The 17,849-nt window shown below is 63.7% G+C and carries 22 protein-coding genes; 16 read left to right on the top strand and 6 right to left on the bottom strand.

The features are described 5' to 3' along the window. Positions 1-2: 2 nt before the first annotated feature. Positions 3-791, bottom strand: a complete 789-nt coding sequence (locus ABIB56_RS14320) for an isocitrate lyase/PEP mutase family protein (RefSeq protein WP_354569902.1) — start codon at positions 789-791, stop codon at positions 3-5. Positions 792-876: 85 nt separating this feature from the next. Here ABIB56_RS14320 and ABIB56_RS14315 point away from each other — a divergent pair, with 85 nt between their 5' ends. Together ABIB56_RS14315 and ABIB56_RS14310 are read left to right on the top strand one after the other, a co-directional pair. Further along, positions 877-1,083: a ribbon-helix-helix protein, CopG family gene (locus ABIB56_RS14315; protein ID WP_354569901.1), complete on the top strand. Its 207-nt coding sequence runs from the start codon at positions 877-879 to the stop codon at positions 1,081-1,083. After that, a complete protein-coding gene (locus ABIB56_RS14310; protein ID WP_354569900.1) occupies positions 1,080-1,451 on the top strand; it encodes a type II toxin-antitoxin system death-on-curing family toxin in 372 nt (123 codons plus the stop codon). Before ABIB56_RS14315 ends, ABIB56_RS14310 begins: the two co-directional genes overlap by 4 nt. Positions 1,452-1,583: 132 nt before the next feature. On the opposite strand, the gene ABIB56_RS14305 is transcribed toward ABIB56_RS14310, so the two are convergent. Next, complete coding sequence (locus tag ABIB56_RS14305; RefSeq protein ID WP_354569899.1) at positions 1,584-2,216, bottom strand: TetR/AcrR family transcriptional regulator; 633 nt, start codon at positions 2,214-2,216, stop codon at positions 1,584-1,586. A 145-nt stretch (positions 2,217-2,361) separates the two neighbouring features. On the opposite strand from ABIB56_RS14305, the gene ABIB56_RS14300 reads away from it, so the two are divergent. Both ABIB56_RS14300 and ABIB56_RS14295 read left to right on the top strand, forming a co-directional pair. Next, positions 2,362-3,150, top strand: coding sequence for an alpha/beta fold hydrolase (locus ABIB56_RS14300; protein ID WP_354569898.1), 789 nt, complete (start codon positions 2,362-2,364; stop codon positions 3,148-3,150). Positions 3,151-3,214: 64 nt separating this feature from the next. Next, a complete protein-coding gene (locus tag ABIB56_RS14295; protein ID WP_354569897.1) occupies positions 3,215-3,559 on the top strand; it encodes a YciI family protein in 345 nt (114 codons plus the stop codon). A gap of 16 nt (positions 3,560-3,575) precedes the next feature. On the opposite strand, the gene ABIB56_RS14290 is transcribed toward ABIB56_RS14295, so the two are convergent. After that, positions 3,576-4,748: an ROK family transcriptional regulator gene (locus tag ABIB56_RS14290; RefSeq protein WP_354569896.1), complete on the bottom strand. Its 1,173-nt coding sequence runs from the start codon at positions 4,746-4,748 to the stop codon at positions 3,576-3,578. A gap of 265 nt (positions 4,749-5,013) precedes the next feature. On the opposite strand from ABIB56_RS14290, the gene ABIB56_RS14285 reads away from it, so the two are divergent. The 7 genes from ABIB56_RS14285 (at position 5,014) to ABIB56_RS14255 (ending at position 11,025) form a co-directional block, all read left to right on the top strand. Then, a complete protein-coding gene (locus tag ABIB56_RS14285; protein ID WP_354569950.1) occupies positions 5,014-5,742 on the top strand; it encodes an amino acid ABC transporter ATP-binding protein in 729 nt (242 codons plus the stop codon). An 83-nt stretch (positions 5,743-5,825) separates the two neighbouring features. Then, a complete protein-coding gene (locus ABIB56_RS14280) occupies positions 5,826-6,779 on the top strand; it encodes a glutamate ABC transporter substrate-binding protein (protein WP_354569895.1) in 954 nt (317 codons plus the stop codon). Between the two features lie 55 nt (positions 6,780-6,834). Then, positions 6,835-7,479, top strand: coding sequence for an amino acid ABC transporter permease (locus ABIB56_RS14275; RefSeq protein ID WP_354569894.1), 645 nt, complete (start codon positions 6,835-6,837; stop codon positions 7,477-7,479). 10 nt (positions 7,480-7,489) lie between these two features. After that, on the top strand, positions 7,490-8,353 hold the full coding sequence (locus tag ABIB56_RS14270) for an amino acid ABC transporter permease (protein WP_354569893.1): 864 nt from the start codon (positions 7,490-7,492) through the stop codon (positions 8,351-8,353). After that, on the top strand, positions 8,346-9,323 hold the full coding sequence (locus ABIB56_RS14265; RefSeq protein ID WP_354569892.1) for an asparaginase: 978 nt from the start codon (positions 8,346-8,348) through the stop codon (positions 9,321-9,323). The genes ABIB56_RS14270 and ABIB56_RS14265 overlap by 8 nt, the downstream gene beginning before the upstream one ends. Further along, positions 9,320-10,072 (top strand): copper homeostasis protein CutC, encoded by a 753-nt coding sequence (locus tag ABIB56_RS14260; RefSeq protein ID WP_354569891.1) that lies wholly within the window; start codon positions 9,320-9,322, stop codon positions 10,070-10,072. Before ABIB56_RS14265 ends, ABIB56_RS14260 begins: the two co-directional genes overlap by 4 nt. Then, positions 10,069-11,025: an ROK family protein gene (locus ABIB56_RS14255; RefSeq protein WP_354569890.1), complete on the top strand. Its 957-nt coding sequence runs from the start codon at positions 10,069-10,071 to the stop codon at positions 11,023-11,025. The genes ABIB56_RS14260 and ABIB56_RS14255 overlap by 4 nt, the downstream gene beginning before the upstream one ends. Positions 11,026-11,163: 138 nt before the next feature. Here ABIB56_RS14255 and ABIB56_RS14250 read toward each other — a convergent pair whose 3' ends face one another. The 3 genes from ABIB56_RS14250 to ABIB56_RS14240 all read right to left on the bottom strand — a co-directional run bounded on the left by ABIB56_RS14250 (position 11,164) and on the right by ABIB56_RS14240 (position 14,261). Continuing rightward, complete coding sequence (locus tag ABIB56_RS14250) at positions 11,164-12,636, bottom strand: MFS transporter (protein ID WP_354569889.1); 1,473 nt, start codon at positions 12,634-12,636, stop codon at positions 11,164-11,166. Between the two features lie 169 nt (positions 12,637-12,805). Next, positions 12,806-13,540: a GAF and ANTAR domain-containing protein gene (locus ABIB56_RS14245; protein WP_354569888.1), complete on the bottom strand. Its 735-nt coding sequence runs from the start codon at positions 13,538-13,540 to the stop codon at positions 12,806-12,808. A gap of 28 nt (positions 13,541-13,568) precedes the next feature. Then, positions 13,569-14,261: a GAF and ANTAR domain-containing protein gene (locus ABIB56_RS14240; protein WP_354569887.1), complete on the bottom strand. Its 693-nt coding sequence runs from the start codon at positions 14,259-14,261 to the stop codon at positions 13,569-13,571. A 294-nt stretch (positions 14,262-14,555) separates the two neighbouring features. Here ABIB56_RS14240 and ABIB56_RS14235 point away from each other — a divergent pair, with 294 nt between their 5' ends. From ABIB56_RS14235 to ABIB56_RS14215, 5 genes are all read left to right on the top strand, one after another. After that, positions 14,556-14,900, top strand: a complete 345-nt coding sequence (locus tag ABIB56_RS14235) for a hypothetical protein (protein ID WP_354569886.1) — start codon at positions 14,556-14,558, stop codon at positions 14,898-14,900. Between the two features lie 829 nt (positions 14,901-15,729). Continuing rightward, complete coding sequence (locus ABIB56_RS14230; RefSeq protein ID WP_354569949.1) at positions 15,730-16,377, top strand: APC family permease; 648 nt, start codon at positions 15,730-15,732, stop codon at positions 16,375-16,377. Between the two features lie 513 nt (positions 16,378-16,890). Further along, complete coding sequence (locus ABIB56_RS14225; protein ID WP_354569885.1) at positions 16,891-17,013, top strand: hypothetical protein; 123 nt, start codon at positions 16,891-16,893, stop codon at positions 17,011-17,013. Further along, positions 17,014-17,301: a PRC-barrel domain-containing protein gene (locus ABIB56_RS14220; RefSeq protein ID WP_354569948.1), complete on the top strand. Its 288-nt coding sequence runs from the start codon at positions 17,014-17,016 to the stop codon at positions 17,299-17,301. Positions 17,302-17,474: 173 nt separating this feature from the next. Then, entirely contained in the window at positions 17,475-17,720 is a 246-nt protein-coding gene (locus tag ABIB56_RS14215; RefSeq protein WP_354569884.1) for a hypothetical protein, read from the top strand. Positions 17,721-17,849: the final 129 nt, after the last annotated feature.

The raw sequence follows: 17,849 nt of genomic DNA, 5'->3' as shown, positions 1-17,849 counted from the left end.
GACTAGTACGCGAACCCCAGTTCCTCCGGGTACTCACCGAGGGCGGTGAGGGTGGTCGCCGCGCGCTGCAGGTGCGCCAGGGTGAGGCCGAGCGTTCCCGGGCCGAAGCTCACGCGGGCGACCCCGAGGTCGGCGAGCTTGCGCAGTGGCACGGATGTCGCGCCTGAGATCACCGCGACCGGCCCGTTCACGTCTTTCACCGCTCGCTCCACGAGGCCCTCGGTGGGGAGCCCGAGCACGAAGATGCTCGTCGCTCCGGCGTCGAGATAGCGGTTGGCTCGTTCCATCGCGCCGGCCCAGTCGCGCGGAGCACCGACAAGAGCGTCGACACGCGCATTGATCGCGAGCGGCACGCCCGCCTCATCCGCTGCCTTTCGAGCCGCTGCCACTCGGGCGACGGACTCGTCAGCGTCACGGAGTGGGCCGCTGGCCGACTCCAGCGAGTCCTCGATGTTGAGGCCGGCCGCGCCAGCCTCGATCAGGCGAACCACGTTCTGCTGCACGCCCGCGGCATCCGCGGCGTAGCCCTTCTCGAAGTCGACGGATACCGGGATCTCCACCGCGCCCGCGACCAGCCTGGCCGTCTCGAGGGCCTGTTCGACGGTGAGTCCCTCGCCGTCCGGTACCCCGTGCGCGAAACTCACGGCATGGCTCGCGGTGGCAAGAGCCTTCACGCCCCTCGCCTCAGCGACGATGCGGGCGGTGACGGCATCCCACACGTTGGTGACGATGAGCGGTTCGCCCGGAATGTGGAGGGAGGTGAGCAGTGTGGCTTTGTCAGCGGTATTCATAAGGCAAGGCTGTCACCCAAATCCTGCCAGCACCAGCGGATTACCGACACGGCTACCTCATCATGGCCGGTGGTACCATTCTGGTATGGCTATGAACGTTCGGATTCCCGAGGAGCTCGATCGGCAGCTCGATGAACTGGCGGCCCGCGAGCACGTTTCCAAGCATTCCCTGCTGCTGCAGGGGGCTGAGCTCATGGTGCGCACACGAGCTCGCCGCGAAGATGTCGATCGCGGTATCGACTTCGTACTGGCGCACGACGCTGAAATCCTGGAGCGGCTCGCAGACGCGTGACCGAGTACCTGCGGCTCGACGACGCGCTCCGTGTGATCGAGCGCTTCGGCTTTCACCTCCGGGACGGCGGGCTCCTGTCGTCGGCGCTTGCTCGGCCCGCGGCATCCATGTTTGGGGCAGATGCCTATGCATCACTCGACAGGAAAGCGGCGGCCATGGTGCAATCGCTGGTGCGTAACCACGCGCTCGTCGACGGCAACAAGCGTGCCGGCTGGACTCTTATGGTGCTCTTTCTCTGGATCAACGGATATCAGCACGACTTCACAGCCGACGATGGGTTCGACCTGATCCTCGGCGTGGCCGAGGGAACCATCGACCTGGACGAGGCCGAGCGACGCCTCTCGGCGCACCGCGTTCCGCGCCGCTAGCCCGACCGACACGTTTCTCCGGAGGTTTGGCTCCAACCGGTCCGCAATCACCCCAGTCCGGGTGCTGTGTGCACATCCTCCGGAGAAACGCGTCTTGTGCAGCCCAGTGACAGGTGGAGGTCGTACGCCGACTCAGCGCCCGTAGCCGGCGAGAAACACTCGCACCCCTTCGGCGGCGTGGTGGTGCAGCTGCGCCGTGCTCGGAACCGCGGCATCCCCCAGCAGCATCGCCTCATTGAGCGGCCCGGACATCACCAGCCAGTTGTAGGTGGATGCCGCGACTCGCGCGTCGTCGATCTCCAGCAGCCCAGCCTCCGCCAACCGGCCGAACACCAGCGCGAGGGCGGACATCGCGCGGCTCGGGCCGCTCTCCCAGAGGGCGGTGGCCAGCGCCGGGAACCGGCTGACTTCGCCGATCACCAGCCGTCGGAGCTGCAGCAGGCGCGGGGTCAGCACGATGGCGAGCTGCCGTTCCGCGTAGTCGACCAGGTAGGCCGTGAGCTCTGCGTCATCCGCGGGGTCGGGAATCTCGTGGTGCACGGTGTCGCTGGCGATATTCGTCATCGACATCACCAGCTCGACGAACAGCGCCTCCTTGCTGCCGAAGTGCTTGTAGACGGTCTGTTTCGACACCCCTGACAGCGCGGCGAGTTCGTCCATATTGGTGCCGAGATAGCCGCTCCTGAGGAAGACGTCTTCTGCGGCATCGAGAATTGCCTGGCGTTTGAGAACGGAGCGAGGCGCCATCCCTATCGGTACGGACATGCGACCTCCTCACCCTGTCAATTCAAGTACTGTACAGTCTAGTCTTGATTTTCGGAACTGAACCGTCTAGTTTGATGTCAATGGGTGACTGCGCGCCTCCACGAACGACTGAACTGACAACCACGCATCCACGAAAGGAACCGACATGAGCGACTTCGTCACAACTTCTCGAGGCGACCGCGTTGCCTACGACCATCGCGGATCCGGTCCGGCGCTGATCTTCATCGCCGGGGCGGGCCCCTACCGCGCCATCGATCCGGTGACAACAGCAACAGCCGAGGCCGCAGCCGAGCAGGGTATTTCTACGATCGTCTATGACCGTCTGGGTCGAGGCGAGAGCCCCGTCGACGACCGCATCGACCTGCAGCGGGAGCTCGCCGTGATCGAAGCGCTCATCGGTGTCGCCGGAGGGAGCGCCGTGCTGTGCGGGCATTCATCCGGATGCTCGATCGCCCTGGCTGCGGCCGCCGCCGGCCTGCCCGTCGACGGCCTCGTGCTCTGGGAGGCACCGCTCGGCCCGCAGGACGGCGGGGCTCGCGAGTGGGCGGACGAGGTGGACCGCCGGCTCACGGCCGGTGACCTCGAGGGTGCCCAGCTCTACTACATGAAGGACATGCCTGCAGAGTTTCTCGATGGCGTGCGTAACTCGCCGATGTGGGCGGGCATCGTTGCCCAGGCACCGAGCCTGCGCGCCGACGGCGAATCGCTGGCCTGGGCGGAGTCGGCACCGCTCGCGGAGCTGTTCGCCGGCATCCGGGTGCCCGTCGAAGTGCTGATGGGGGAGGAGACCTACCCCGTCATGCTGGTGGCGGCCGACGCTATCGTCGACGCGATTCCCGGATCCACGCAGAAGCGGATGCCGGGAGCGAATCACTCGTGGGAGCCGACGCCGATGGCGACCGAGCTCGCCGCGTTTGTCACAGCCGCCCAGTAACCTGCTGCCCCGTAACCCGCTGCCCCGTAACCCGCTGCTCAGACGTATCACCAAGGAGTATTCAATGAAGTACATGATCACGATCTACAACAACGACGCGGCCAATGTGGCCATCGAGGGTGCCGACCTTGAGGAGTTCCGGCAGGTCCACGACGATATCCAGGCGGAGCTGAGGGCCAGCGGCGAGCTGGTCGACTCCAACGAACTGAGCGTCACGGATGCCAGGGTGGTGAGAACCGGTGACGGCGAGATCACGATCACCGATGGCCCGTTCACCGAGGGCGCGGAGATTGTTGGCGGCTACTACCTGGTGGATGTCGACGGCGTCGACCGGGCCATCGAGATCGCGGCCCGGTTCGTCGAGGCCAGATTCACGCCCGTGGAGGTTCGAGCGCTCGTCCACGGCTAGGCAGTCGGAGCTGTAGCTACCGCGCGCGGATCAGCTGGTCGACCACGTCACTGTCGAAGAGATGATCGAGAATGAGCTGGGCTGCACCGCGCACACCGCCCAGTTTTCCAGCAGGGCTGACCACGATCTCCAGGTGATCGGTGGCCATGGGCAGGCACTGCGTGTAGATCGCCGATCGCACCCCGGCCACGAAGGCTTCGGCCTGGCTGAGGTTGCCGCCGAGCACCAGTTGTTCCGGGTTGAAGAAGTTGACGATGGTGGCGAGCACGTTGCCGGTGCGCGTGCCCGCGTCGCGCAGCATCCGGGTGGCCAGCGGATGCGCGTCAAGCGCCAGCCTCAGCACGTGCGCGGTGTCCTCCACCTCGATGCCGGCCGAGCGCAGATTGGTGACGATGGCGGCGCCACCCGCGAGCACGTCGAGACAGTCGTAGCGACCGCAGCCGCAGAGCACGTGCGGGGCGTCGGGCACGGAGACATGGCTGATGTCGCCGGCCATGCCGTGGCTACCGTGGTGCAGTTTGCCGGAGGCGATCACGCCGCAGCCGATGCTCGATCCGGCCTTCACGAAGACGAGATGCTGCACGTGCGACGTGGGCAGGCTGTGCTCGCCCAGCGTCATCAGGTTGGCGTCGTTGTCGACCAGAACGGGAACGCCGGACAGTTCGCGCATGATTGCCGCGACATCCATCCCGTTCCAGCCTGGCATGCGCGAGGGCGAGACGAGCAGGCCGGTGAGGGAGTCGACAGGGCCAGGGAGCGCGAGGGCGATCCCCCTGATCTCCTGGTCGCCGGCCATCTGCGTCATCTGCTCGAGTACCCAGGCCAGGATCGGCCTCGGCCCGTCGGCGATGGTCATGTCAAGGTGCCGCTCTTCGAGCAGTGTGCCACCCATGTCGAACAGCCCGAAGGATGCGTGGTTGGTGCCGAGGTCGGCGGCTCCGACGACTCCGGATGCCGGCGAGACCTCCACGAGCTGCGGACGCCGACCCCCCTGCGACGCGCCCGCACCGGCCTCGCGCAGGTAGCCGAGCCTGATCAGTTCGTCGACACGCGTGGTGGCTGTGGATGCGGAGATGCCGACCAGGCGGGCGACTTCGGCCCTGGAGGAGGCGGCTCCCGAGCGGATCAGTCGAAGAATTGCTCCCGGCGACGAGTGGGACGACAGGGGCGTGACGGGGGCCTGCGGCATGGGTTTCGGGCCAATCGAGACGGGGCGGCCTACTGGGTGAGATGACTCTACTGAGGTGACTCTCTGTACTTTATTCGAAATTGGATTTTATTAGTTGTAATGCAAGCGTAACTTTACGCACTTACTATAAACAGCACAGCCCATAAGCAGCATCGCATGTGAACAGCACAGCCTCTGAACAGCACAGCCTCTGATTTCGACAGTCTCGCGCCGACGCGAGAGTGAACCCGCAGGAAGGGTGATTGCCGTGAACCCGGTCAACGCCATGGTGAGCCTCACCGCAGTGAACAAGCACTTTGGCGATCTTCACGTGCTCAACGATGTGAGCCTCACGGTCGCCCCGCAAGAGGTCGTGGTGATCATCGGACCGTCCGGCTCCGGCAAGTCCACCCTCTGCCGCACCATCAACCGCCTCGAAGGCATCGACAACGGGGACATCGTGATCGACGGGCACGCGCTTCCCGTCGAGGGTGCAGCCCTCGCCAGGCACCGCGCCGACGTGGGCATGGTGTTCCAGTCCTTCAACCTCTTCGCCCACAAGACGATCCTCGACAACGTCACGCTCGCGCCGCGCAAAGTGCGCGGGGTGAACCGTAAGGTTGCAGAGGCCGAGGCGATGGTGCTGCTCGAGCGCGTGGGCATCGGCGAGCAGGCGAACAAGTTTCCTGCCGAACTCTCCGGCGGCCAGCAGCAGCGCGCCGCGATTGCCAGGGCGCTCGCCATGAAACCCAAGGTGATGCTCTTCGACGAACCGACATCCGCTCTCGACCCCGAGATGGTGAGCGAGGTACTCGACGTGATGGTCTCACTGGCCGCCGAGGGTATGACCATGATCGTTGTCACCCACGAGATGGGCTTCGCTCGTCGGGCAGCCGACCGTGTGATCTTCATGGATCACGGCCAGATCGTCGAAGAAAATGCGCCAGCCGCATTCTTCGACGACCCACAGTCTGAACGAGCCCGCTCGTTCCTGTCTTCCGTCCTTAACCACTAATCACTAAAGAAATTACCGACGAAAGACGTCCGCTCATTTTCGAGCGGCTTGCCGCAGTACCCGTGCACCAGAAAGGAAAGTCCATGTTCACGTCTACCTCGAACCGATGGCGAGCACCCCTCGTCGCCGCGGTTTTCACGACCGTAGCTCTCACCGCTGCTGGTTGCTCCTCATCGGGCTCCACCGCCGTTCCCGGAGCAACGTCGACAGCCGCCTCCGGCTCGTCTGACGCCCTGTACAAGAATGCGATCGTCGCCAAGGCCGCGGACATCTTGCCCAATTCGACCATGGCCGCGATCAAGAAGCGCGGCAAGCTCATCGTGGCCGAGGCACTCGACGCCCCGCTGCTCTCGCAGCAGGACCCGTCGAACCCTGACAGCGTCACCGGTTTCGACGCCGACCTTGCCAAGCTGCTCGCCATCTACATCATCGGCAAGCCGAACGTGGAGATCGTGCCGCCGGCATCCGAAACTCGTGAGGCACTGCTGGCCAACGGCACTGTCGACGTCGTGTTCAACACCTACACGATTACCACGCAGCGTGCAGCGCAGGTCGACTTTGCCGGACCATATTTCGAGTCGGGGCTCGCGGTCGCGGTGAAATCCGACAACAAGAACATCAAGAGCATCGACGACCTTGCCGGCAAGACCGTCATCGTCGGCGCCAACACGCCGGCCGTCACCGCGGTCCCCGAAAAGCAGCCGACAGCCAAGATTGTGAGCTTCGGCACCGACCCCGAGGCCGTGCAGGCGCTCACCCAGGGTCGCGGCGATGCCTACGTGCAGGACCTCACCCTGCTCGCGAGCGACGCGGTGAGCAATAAGGCGATCAAGGTCGTCGGGCAGCCATTCACCAAGGAGGCGTATGGCATCGGTCTCAAGCACGACGACTCCGACTTCAAGAAGTTCATCAACAGCTGGCTCGTGAAGATCCAGAAGAACGGTACATGGGGCAAAGTCTGGAAGGCTTCGCTCGGCACCGTCGTCGACTCTAAGATCCCGACGCCTCCGGCCATCGGATCCGTTCCCGGCTCCTGATCGGTCAGTGAATCGGCAGCGCCAGTGAATCGGCAGCGCCAGTGAGAAGAATGGCATGAACGTACTGATCGATCACCTCGGGGATGTTCTCGGTGCCCTCGCCACCACCCTGGTGATGTTCCTGATCGCCGGGATCGGCTCCATCGTCATCGGTGTGCTGGTCACGGTCGCACGGGTGAGCCCGATCCCGCTCTTGCGGTGGGTCGCGTTCGCCTACGTGCAGTTCTTCATCAACGTTCCGCTCCTGGCGCTGCTGGTTCTCGCCATCTTCGCGCTTCCGGATGCCGGACTCATCGCGCCGCTCGAACCGACGGCCATCATCGTGCTCGCCTTCTACGAGGCGGCCTATGTGGCCGAGGCGGTGCGTAGCGGAGTGAACACCGTCGCCGTCGGACAGCTGGAGGCATCCCGTGCCCTCGGATTCAACCAGATGCAGTCGCTTCGGCTGATCGTGGTGCCGCAGGCGCTGCGAGCTGTCGTGCAGCCGATCGGCAACGTGATGATCGCGCTGGTGATGAACACCGCGCTCGCCGCAGCCGTCGGTGTGGTCGAACTGACCTCGGAGGTTAACAAGATCAACCTGATCGAGGCGCAACCGATCGCGATCTTTGCGGGCGCGGGCATCATCTACATGGCCATCGCCCTGGTGATCGGTGTCGCAGCTGGCTGGGTCGAACGAAGGGTGGCGATTGTTCGATGAGGAGACTTCGATGAGCGACAACTTCTCCCACCTCTACGACCTTCCGGGCCCGCAGGGCCGCCGTCGTATCCTCATCGGCTCGGTCATCAGCGCGATCGTGCTGCTCGGCATTATCGGCCTCGGGGTGTGGCAGTTCGCCGACCACGGCCAGCTCGACGGCGATCGCTGGGCGCCATTCCTGCAGTGGCCGATCTGGCAGTACCTCCTGGTCGGGCTGCTCGGCACGCTGCAGGCCGCTGCCCTCACCGCCGTGCTGTCCGCGCCGCTCGGCGCGCTCTTCGCCGTCGGCCGCCTCAGTCGGGTGCGCCCGATCCGCTGGATCGCCACCGCCTACATCGAGATCGCCCGCACCATTCCGGTGCTGCTTCTCGTCTACCTCATGCTCTTCGGGCTGCCGCACTACGGCATCAACGTGCCGACGATCTGGAAACTCGTGATCCCGCTGACGGTGGCCAACTCTGCCGTCTTCGCGGAGATCATCCGCGCCGGCGTGCTCAGCCTGCCGCGGGGACAGGAAGAGGCCGCGCTCGGCCTCGGCCTGCTTCCGCGCCAGGCCATGAGTTATGTCGTGCTGCCGCAGGCGTTGCGCAGCGTGACGCCGTCGCTGGTCAGCCAGCTGGTCAGCCTGCTGAAAGACACCTCGCTCGGCTTCATCGTTGCGTTCACCGAACTGCTCTATCGCGGTCAGGTACTCTCGGCCTTCAACCACCTGCTCATCCAGACCTTCCTGGTCGTGACCTTCATCTACCTCGTGTGCAACGGGAGCCTGTCGGCGGTCGCCTCACGGCTGCGTTCGCGCACGGTTCGCCGCGGCATCCGCCCTCCGGTCACGCCCGACCTCACCCCGACAGCTCAGAAAGCACCACATGCCTGACCTCCTCGCGGAACTTGCCATCGTTCGACGTTCCGGCGTCACCGAAAGCCGTCACTTCGGTTGCCTGCTCGCCCTGCACCGCGACGGATCAGTGGCCATGAGCCTCGGGGATCCGGATGCGTTGATCCTCCCGCGCTCCACCGTCAAGCCCGCACAGGCTCTCGCCTGCCTCACGGCCGGTGCGCCGCTCGTGAAGCATGAGATCGCGATCGCGGCCGGCAGCCACACCGGGGAGGACGAGCATGTGCGGGTGGTTCGCGAACTCCTCGAACGGGCCGGCGTGGGCGAGAGCGCGCTCGGCTGCCCCGCGGACTGGCCGGAGAACGCGGAGACCCGTGAGCGGCTGATCCGCGACGGCGAGGGTCCGTCGCCGATTCGCATGAACTGCTCTGGCAAGCACGCCGCGATGATCCTGGCCGCGGCGACGAACGGCTGGGACATTGCGAGCTACCTCGACCCGCAACATCCGCTGCAGCAGCACGTGCGGGAGGCGATAGTGACGCTCACCGGCGTGCCGGTGGAACACGACGCCATCGACGGATGCGGCGCCCCACTGTTCAGCACGACCGTGCGCGGCATCGCGACAGCCTTCCAACGACTCGTGCTCGCCGAGGAGGGCAGCCCGGAGTTCGATGTCGCCTGGGCCATGCGCACCTACCCCTACTACGTCGGCGGCACGAACCACCAGAACTCCCTCACCATGACCCTGGTTCCCGGCACGCTCGCCAAGGGCGGTGCCGAGGGCGTGATTGGCATCGCTGCGGCCAGCGGGGAATCGGTGTCGATGAAGGTCATCGACGGCAGCCCGCGCGCGACCACACTCATCGGCCTGGACGTACTCGGCGCTCTGGGCGTCGACATCTCAGCCGCCGACGCTCTGCTCACCCTGCCGGTTCTCGGCGGAGGCGTTCGCGTCGGGGAGATCGCAGCAGGCTCTGACCTCGAAGCCGCGATGAGCGCGCTCCGGTGACCCTCGTCGAGATCGCCCTGGACGACGTGGCCGGTGCCCGTATTGCCGAGCAGGCTGGAGCGGGCCGGATCGAGCTCTGCAACGCACTCGCGGATGGCGGCATCACCCCCAGCATCGGCCTGGTCCGCGAGGTGGCGGCCCGGTTGACCATCCCGCTGATGCTGCTGATCCGGCCGCGCGCCGGCGACTTCGTCTACTCGGAGCAGGAGGTGCAGGTGATGCTCAGCGACATCGAGTCGCTCCGCTCGGCCGCGCCGTCTGCGGGCTTCGTGGTCGGAGCGTTGGAGGCATCCGGTGCGATCGACGTCGAGGCGAGCCGCCGACTGGTCGACGCCTGCGGTGACGCTCCTGTCACTTTCCACAAAGCCTTCGACAGCACCCGCGACCTCTCATCATCACTCGAAACCGTCATCGACCTCGGCGTGCAGCGCGTGCTGACCTCCGGCGGCCGGCGCACCGCGCTCGAGGGCGCCTCGGTGCTTCGCACATTGGTCGAGCAGGCCGGAGGTCGTGTAACCATCATGGCCGGTGGCGCCATTCGCGCGGAGAATGCGGGCGAAGTCGTGAGTTCCAGCGGTGTGACAGAAGTGCATCTGCAGGCGGCCGTTCAGCGGCCGAGCGTAAACAGCTGGTCCAATCCCGAGCAGGGATACGATGCGGCGAGCGTGACGGCGACGGACCCAGGCGTCGTGCGCGGCGTCGTGGCCGAGTTGGCTAACTTGGCCATGTTGGGGAAGGCTGGCGCATGAGCGTGACATCCGCAGTTCTCGCCGTCGATCTCGGCGGCACGTCCATGAAAGGCGCCGTGGTGGATGCCGCGGGCCGAACCGTGCACGAGGAGGCGAGGCCCACACCCGTCGGTGGCGATCTGGTGATCGAGGCTGTCGGCGACCTGCTGGTCGCACTGCGCGAACGGGGAGAGTCGCTCGGACTCCGGATCGTGGCCGGCAGCGTGGTCTCGCCCGGCACGATCGATGACTCGACGGGTGTGATCGGCTACGCCTCCAACCTTGACTGGCGTGATGTGCCGCTCGGCTCGCTGATGGCGGAGCGCGCGGGCGTTCCCGTCGCGATCGGGCACGATGTGCGCGCCGCTGGACTTGCCGAGCAACTGCTCGGCGCCGCGGGCGGTGTGGACGACTTCGTGCACGTCGCCATCGGCACCGGAGTGGCAGCTGCCCTGTTCGACAGCGGCACCGTGCTACGCGGAGCGACCAGTTCGCCGGGGGAACTCGGACACATCCCGGTGATCGCCGACGGCGAGACCTGCACCTGCGGTCAGCGCGGCTGCCTCGAGGTCTATATGTCCGGCGCCGGGCTCGCCCGCCGCTACCAGGCGCGCGGGGGAGAACCGCGCGACGCTGAACAGATCGTCGCCCGTCTCGGTAGCGATCCGATCGCCGACGCCGTGTGGGCGGAGGCCGTGCACGCACTCGCTCTCGGCCTCGCCACCGTGACGCAGTTGCTCGACCCGGCACTCGTGGTGCTCGGCGGTGGCCTGTCCCGCGCCGGCAACACACTGCTCGACCCGCTGCGGATCGCGCTCGACGCCCAGCTCACCTGGCGCCCGGCCCCACGGATCGCCCTGTCGACCCTCGGCAGCGATGCCGGCCGGATCGGGGCATCCGTGCTCGCATTCCGCAGCATCGGTCTCGGCGATGTCGTGACCAGATGGCACCGCGAGGGAGTGCTCGCGAGCTAGCGTCGCCCGCTGTGGCCGAGCTGCACCCAGCCGCGATCGTTCCCCTTGGGAAGAGTTGTTCCTTCCCGAGCAGGCACACTCGTTCCGAACGGGAACATTCGGGTGGCCGACGGGCTCGGGCGGAGAGGTGCAGCGACCCTACTTCTCCGTCGCCTTCACCGGGATCAGCAGCACGAGACCGATGAACAGCACGATCACGATTCCGAGGATGCCCCAGTACTGTGCGCCGGCGACCGCCACGAAGGTGGAGAACAGCAGCGGGGCGAGGAAACTGACGGCGCGTCCAGTGGTCGCGTAGAGGCCGAAGACCTCGCCCTCCCTGCCAGCCGGGGTCACCCTGGCGAGGAAGCTGCGGCTGGCCGACTGCGCGGGCCCGACGAAGAGGCAGAGGATGAGCCCGCCGATCCAGAAGGCGTTCGTGCCGAGGTCGTGAGCGAAGAACACGCCGATCGCGGCGATGATGAGTCCGATGAGCGAGACCACGATCACCGGTTTCGCGCCGAACCTGTCATCGAACAGTCCCGAGATGAAGGTGCTCACGCCGGCAACCACGTTCGCCGCGATGGCGAAGATGATCACCTGTCCGCTGGAGAAACCGAATGTGCCCTGCGCCAGGATGCCCCCGAAGGTGAAGACACCGACCAGCCCGTCGCGGAACAGCGCGCTCGAGATCAGGAAGAGCACGGTGTTGCGGCTCTCCCTCCAGAGGGAGGCGATGTCATGGAAGAGCACGAGATACGACTCGAAGAAGCCCACCCTGGCGCGCCTGGCCTCCGCCGGGATTTCGGGCACGGTGAACAGGATCGGCAGTGAGAACACCAGTGTCCAGACCGCGGCAATCACCGCGATGATGCGGATGTTGAGTCCGTTGTCTTCCGTGACGCCGAGAAGTCCGCCCGTGCCTGGCGTTGCGCCGTTGACCACCAGGCCGAAGTACACCACCAGCAGCAGGACGATGCCTCCGAGGTATCCGGCTCCCCAGCCGAGACCGGAGACCTTGCCGACCGTCTTGGGCGTGGACACCTGGATGAGCATCGCGTTGTAGTTGACTGTGGCGATCTCGTAGAAGACGGTTCCCACCGCGAGCAGCCCGAGTCCGAGCAGGAAGTAGCTGGGCTGTCCCTGAACGAAGAACATCAGTGCGGTCACCAGCACCACGACACCGGTGTTGATGGCGAGCCAGAGTTTGCGGCGTCCGGAGGCGTCCGTGCGCTGGCCGAGCACGGGCGCGATCAGCGCGACGACGATGCCGGCGATGGCCAGCGCGTAGCCGAGACCGGATGACAGCGGCGCCTCGGCGGCCGCGACGAGTTTGTGCGCGGGCCCGGCGGGATCGGTCTCGGCGAGCATGTTGGCGCGCAGCACCGGATCGACGAACAGGCTGCCCGTGAGATAGACGGTGAAAACGAAGGTCGTGATGACGGCGTTGAACGCTGCCCCGCCCCAGTCCCAGAACGCCCAGGCGACGACCCAGCTGCGGGGGATCTTCTTGCCGTCCTGCAGGTCGAGGCCGGCGATGGCGATAGCGCCGGTTCGCGCGGGTTTCGGAACCGGTTTTGCTCTGGGATCGCCGGTGGCGCCATTGCTGCCGGCGGGAGGAGTGTCCGTCATGTTCCACAGGCTAGTGGCGACCGGTAAACATTCGGCGACACCGAACCGGTCGTTTCGCCCGAGGACCGCCGAGGATTAACTGGCGAGCGAGTCGCCCGTGTCCACAGCCTGCAGGTAGGCCTGCGAGCTACGCTTCGACCTTTTTCGGTCCCTGCGGTGCAGGCCTAGTTCATTTGCCGATGGTGGCGGTGGTGACGTCCAAAGTGCGTGCGATTACCCCGTCTGCGACTTTCGCCAGTGTGAGGTTGTGGTTTCTGGCGTACGCGCGAATCGCGATGAAAGCGTCGTTCATGGTCATCCCGGAAGTGGCGGCGAGAACCCCCTTGGCTTGTTCGATCAGAATACGAGAATCGAGCGCGTGTTGAAGTTGCGCGGTGATGATGCTGGAGCTTTTGATGGTGCGTTCTTGAAGAATGCCGATGGTGGCGACGTCTGCTAACGCCTGGGCTACAGCAATGTCGGCCGGGTTCAGTTCTCCGGTATGGGTGCTGAACAGGTTCATCGTGCCGATGATCTGACCGCGGAGTCGCAGTGGCGTTGCGTGCACGGAAAGAAATCCTCGTCTAATGGCTTCGGCACTGAACTTGGGCCACTTTCCGGCGTTGACTTGCATGTCGCCGACGGTGACCGCTGTGCCGGTGCGGAAGCAGTCGAGGCAGGGTCCTTCGCCGGCGGCGAGTTGGAGGACTTCGACAAGTTGCGCTTCTTCGCTGGTAGAGGCGATGAGTTGCAAAACTCCGACGGCGTCGACGAGGAGAAGTCCTCCTGCTTCGGTATCCAGAATGCGAGTGCATTCCTCGACCAACCAGTGGAGGAGGTCGACCACATCAAAGTCAGTGACGAGCGTATCGGCGAGTTTCACGAACGCAGCACTGAGCTGAGCTTCTCTGCTGTTGGCTGTCATCGTGAGCGTCTCCTGTTACATCAGTGGTTTAGAGGGGCAAGTCGTCGAATACAAGAGTGCGAGCAACCACGTCGCGTGCAACTGAGAGGACTGTGCGTCCCTGAACAAAAGCGTAACCCTGCAACCGCGAGTAAGCGACGGTTGCAGTGCTGTCCAGGTGGACCATGATCATGCCTGTGGCTTGATGCACTTCCCGGCGCAGCGCAGGTACCGCTACCGATTCGGAAATATCGTCGTCGGTGGCGAAGGTCATAGCTCGTTGCACGGCCGTGCTTGCAATCGCGGACGCAATAGCCAGAGCGGTCGATTGATGGTCTTCATCCAACTCACCCGGAGTGTCGCGGTACAACGTGGCAGCCCCGACAGTTACTGCTCCCATTCGTATGGGGATGGAGAAGATCGCCCCCACATTCAGCTGCCCCATCGATGCAGCAAATATCGGCCACTGCTCATGTGAAGCGGAGGAGACGTCGGGCAGCAGCACTACGGTGCCGGTTTTGGTGGCGACCCACTGGGGTCCTTCACCTAACTCGAACTGCAACTCATCCAGGCGAGCGGCCACCGCATCGCTTGCACACAACGCCACTTGCGCTCCCGAGGAACTGATCACCGTGACCGAAGCCCCAGAAATGGGGAGGTCGTTGAGAAACGGTTGACACAAATCCAGTTTCGCCGGATTGCGCGTCGCGGTGGGGTCTCCACTTTTGTCAACCATCATCATCGCCGCAGTGGGCCGCTGGCATGGACGGAGGTAGTGAACAGGAAAACATCGGAACCTCTCGCAGTGGAGCTGCCAGGGGCCAGGACAGTCCGTCAACGCTATCGCATACGCACGCATCCGTCACAGACCCGCCTGCACGAGACGGTTCGGCGACAGGTTGTTTCCTTTATCGGTCTGGAGTCCGAGAACATCCCAACGCGGTATCGATTGACTTCGCTGATCGTGGGCGGCACACTTACCAAAGTCACTCTTGCCCTCGGTGTCGGTTGATTTCGCGATCGAATCGAGGACTCCATGCTTCGCGCACCCGTTTCTCCGACAAATCTTGCCGAAGATTTCCGAGTTTCCTGCACCGGCGCGGGCGCTGGTATGCGGCAACTTTTTGACGAAGCGTTGATTCTCGAACCGGTTTCGCCGCACTCGTGGAGGGTTTGCGATAGTCGAATCCCCGAAGGGACCGCCAGGCGAATGGTGGCGTTCGTGGACGAACGGGCCGGCCAATACGACGTGATGCAAATCGCAGACAAGTTTGTGTGGACAACGTTCGAGACGATGGATTCCGCCATCCAGCACATTTCAGCCTCGCAGGCCGAAATTGACCACGTGCGAGCCGATGGGAATCTTTCATGGGTCAGCTGACATCCCTCGGAGACGGTTTAGAACTGGTCCGAACATCCCCCACGGACTGGCGGGTGGTGGACGCCAGAGCGCTGCAGTCAGACCCGGGGCGCGTTCTCGGTTTCATTGAGCGAATGAGGTACTCGCGCTACGAGCTGCTCTGGACAACAGAGCCGCCTCGATGGGCTTATGTTTCCTCACTTCGATTGGCAGCGGCCGCCTTCGCCACAGAGCCGAGGTACAGCGGCGATACGGAACCCTCTCGCATCGTGGAACACCTCCCGCCGCCCGCGCGGTTCACCAGCCCTCACTATCGTCGTAGCTTCACTACGCTAGGTCGTGGCCAGGACGTTGCACGATAGCGAACCATTTGCGGTCAAGCGAGGACGCGATTCCGAATTCGATCTGCCATGTCACCGCACGGAGCTGAGAACACGCTCCCCAATTGCTCCATGCCAAAACATGCTGGTGGTTCGCTTTCCAGAAAGAACGCTGACCAACCATGGTCCTTCCTGAGCTTCGCAAGCACATGGATCATCCAGCACCGGCCATCCAGGGCAGGAACTCGGCTCGCGTGTCGCGTGTCGCGTGTCGTTGAAGGGTTTTAGGTTGGTGAGGAGGGTCGAGTCATGGTGTATGTGGCTCGAGCGTTGGTTTTGCGTGAGGCCGACCGTTCTGGTGTTGAGCGTCTGACGCGCGGGCATGCGTAATCGGCGTCGCTGGCAGTGCGTGCCCGGACGGTGTTGTTGGCTTCTGAGGGCACGGCGAATGTGGAGATCGGCCGGCTGACGGGGTTGTCCCAGCCGAGTGTTCTCAAGTGGCGCACCCTTAACACGCGACACTAGCGGTCATTCTGTTGGTGATCGTGGTCTTCATCTTCACTGCCCTCTCCACAACCACCATGGGCTCCCCCGCCAATTTCACCTCTCACGGGTTTGCCCCGGGAGGCATGCCGGGTATTTTCGTAGCCATCTCCACTGCAGGGATCACTTTTTCTTTTCTTGGCTTCCGTCGGGGCATCGAGCTTGCTGGTGAGACCAAGAACCCGAGCCGGAATATCCCCCTCGCGGTGATCGGATCCATCCTGATCACCTCCGTGATCTATGCCCTGTTGCAAATGGCATTCACCTTGGGTGTGCCGGGTTCGGTTCGCGCAAAGCCGGGTGGATGGGCACAGTCAGCCTTCGCAAACGACTTCGGTCCGCTCGCGGCGATCAGCACTCTTGCCGGCCCCACCTGGTTGGCCGTCATCCTCTATGCCGACGCCATCATCTCCCCTGCCGATACGGGACTGGTCTACACGGCGGTTGCCGCCCGAGTTTCCTACGCGCTGGCGCGTAACGAAGATGCTCCGGCTGCCCTTGCTCGAAGGAGCAGATTCGGCGTTCCGCTGTGGGGTCTCATCGTGAACTTCGTCGTCGGCCTTGTGATATTGCTGCCATTTCCGAGTTGGCAGCAACTGGTCGGTCTGAAGACTCGAGAGAGAACTTGCGCCTGAATGCACTTCATCGGCTTGACCTTTGTCCCCGAGACAGAAGCTGCGCTCACTCGGCATCAGCGCCTGTCAGGCTGTTGACAGCAAGAATATCTGTTCAATATGCCGCGGTCGACTGCTCGCCCCGATTGCCGTGATTCAGGCATTAGAGGAAGACATCGACGGTTTTATCGCTTCAAGTTCGATCCAGAATCCACCCGGGCACATCGAACATTCGAAATTCCTTTCTGGCTCGGACCGCAATTAAAATTCTGGCCCCGTGCGCTACCGGCGGGCCTGCTCAAACAGGCAGTCTTGCCTGATTCGATGCATCGACATCTTCCTCGGCAAGATGGGTGATTTCGGATCCACCCGCTGGAACGGGTGAATGAGGATCCCGCCCGTGGACTCGCGACACTCGCAATCCAGATCCACAAATAGCATTGCGTATTGACACCCCAGTCCTGGTGGAGGTACGTTCGCGGTGTTGCTCCAGCCCTCGGCTACGCCTTTTCCCGCGCGAAGTCAGGAGACACAATGGCAACAGATGAGTACGCAAAGCTCGTAACTTTGGACGACCTCGGGAAAACGGTCGCCGAGGCGAGCAACGATATTCGCGGTCGCAAAGTAATCGATAAAGACGGTCAAGAGATGGGATAGATCGACGCTCTGCTCATCGACGACAAAGCACGGAAGATTCGCTTCCTGCGGGTCGAGACCGGCGGCTTTCTCGGTATCGGCGAAAAGAAGTCACTGATTCCAATCGACGCTATCGCCTCGATCAGCGAAGACGAAGTTCACCTCAACCACACGCGAAGCCAAGTTTCGGAAGCGCCCCCCGTACGACCCGGCGCTCGTGCAAGAACAATCGTTCTACACCGACACTCACGCGAACTACGGATACCTGCCCTTCTGGGGAGTCGGATACATGTACCCCGGACAGTATAAAAGTGCTCCGGGCCCAAAACTGGCGCTCCGCGTGATGGTGCTGCGGAGCGACGGGACCGCACCCGCACAGGGTTGTGGCGAGGACCACTTGAGGTCGATTCGGCGGCAACACCGCTAATTCGAGCGCTCGGCCCAGTCCGATACGATTTTCCCAATTATGAGAGAGGCACCAAATGGCCGATTACAACTATGGGGGAGCGGCGGATATCGATCGAGCGATCGCGCTGCTGGTCGATCTTGACAATTCGCAGAGCAACGCCTTGGCCGTCTTGCAATTCGATCAAGCAATCGATGAGTTACAAGGGGAGTACACGAAGAGTCTCGCCGACCCGAACTATATACCTGACGATGATTTCATCAACCGGCTGAGCGGATACCTCGCGATGGCCGATGATCGGGAAAACCCACAACTAAAGTAGCGAGCGGCCGCAAGATGCCTTAGAGATTGCGTCGATAGGTCACGGTTTGCGGGTGGGTCGTCCGATCCAGCGGTAGCGGGTCCATCCTTCTCGGATGAGTCTGCGGTCGATGATGTTGGCGTTGGCGAG

This window comes from Glaciihabitans sp. UYNi722, assembly GCF_040549465.1.
GTDB lineage: Bacteria > Actinomycetota > Actinomycetes > Actinomycetales > Microbacteriaceae > Lacisediminihabitans.
Note: the sequence above shows the minus strand (reverse complement) of the source record. Positions and strands in the feature narration are given on the sequence as shown.

What these genes read in the sequence shown, in the direction of transcription:
- ABIB56_RS14245 (WP_354569888.1), bottom strand. Translation starts at nt 13,540, where the DNA reads ATGACAGCCAACAGCAGAGAAGCTCAGCTCAGTGCTGCGTTCGTGAAA.
- ABIB56_RS14240 (WP_354569887.1), bottom strand. Translation starts at nt 14,261, where the DNA reads ATGATGATGGTTGACAAAAGTGGAGACCCCACCGCGACGCGCAATCCG.
- ABIB56_RS14215 (WP_354569884.1), top strand. Translation starts at nt 17,475, where the DNA reads ATGGCCGATTACAACTATGGGGGAGCGGCGGATATCGATCGAGCGATC.
- ABIB56_RS14255 (WP_354569890.1), top strand. Translation starts at nt 10,069, where the DNA reads ATGAGCGTGACATCCGCAGTTCTCGCCGTCGATCTCGGCGGCACGTCC.
- ABIB56_RS14275 (WP_354569894.1), top strand. Translation starts at nt 6,835, where the DNA reads ATGAACGTACTGATCGATCACCTCGGGGATGTTCTCGGTGCCCTCGCC.
- ABIB56_RS14300 (WP_354569898.1), top strand. Translation starts at nt 2,362, where the DNA reads ATGAGCGACTTCGTCACAACTTCTCGAGGCGACCGCGTTGCCTACGAC.
- ABIB56_RS14320 (WP_354569902.1), bottom strand. Translation starts at nt 791, where the DNA reads ATGAATACCGCTGACAAAGCCACACTGCTCACCTCCCTCCACATTCCG.
- ABIB56_RS14290 (WP_354569896.1), bottom strand. Translation starts at nt 4,748, where the DNA reads ATGCCGCAGGCCCCCGTCACGCCCCTGTCGTCCCACTCGTCGCCGGGA.
- ABIB56_RS14265 (WP_354569892.1), top strand. Translation starts at nt 8,346, where the DNA reads ATGCCTGACCTCCTCGCGGAACTTGCCATCGTTCGACGTTCCGGCGTC.
- ABIB56_RS14270 (WP_354569893.1), top strand. Translation starts at nt 7,490, where the DNA reads ATGAGCGACAACTTCTCCCACCTCTACGACCTTCCGGGCCCGCAGGGC.
- ABIB56_RS14235 (WP_354569886.1), top strand. Translation starts at nt 14,556, where the DNA reads ATGCTTCGCGCACCCGTTTCTCCGACAAATCTTGCCGAAGATTTCCGA.
- ABIB56_RS14225 (WP_354569885.1), top strand. Translation starts at nt 16,891, where the DNA reads ATGGCAACAGATGAGTACGCAAAGCTCGTAACTTTGGACGACCTCGGG.
- ABIB56_RS14285 (WP_354569950.1), top strand. Translation starts at nt 5,014, where the DNA reads ATGGTGAGCCTCACCGCAGTGAACAAGCACTTTGGCGATCTTCACGTG.
- ABIB56_RS14315 (WP_354569901.1), top strand. Translation starts at nt 877, where the DNA reads ATGGCTATGAACGTTCGGATTCCCGAGGAGCTCGATCGGCAGCTCGAT.
- ABIB56_RS14305 (WP_354569899.1), bottom strand. Translation starts at nt 2,216, where the DNA reads ATGTCCGTACCGATAGGGATGGCGCCTCGCTCCGTTCTCAAACGCCAG.
- ABIB56_RS14250 (WP_354569889.1), bottom strand. Translation starts at nt 12,636, where the DNA reads ATGACGGACACTCCTCCCGCCGGCAGCAATGGCGCCACCGGCGATCCC.
- ABIB56_RS14280 (WP_354569895.1), top strand. Translation starts at nt 5,826, where the DNA reads ATGTTCACGTCTACCTCGAACCGATGGCGAGCACCCCTCGTCGCCGCG.
- ABIB56_RS14295 (WP_354569897.1), top strand. Translation starts at nt 3,215, where the DNA reads ATGAAGTACATGATCACGATCTACAACAACGACGCGGCCAATGTGGCC.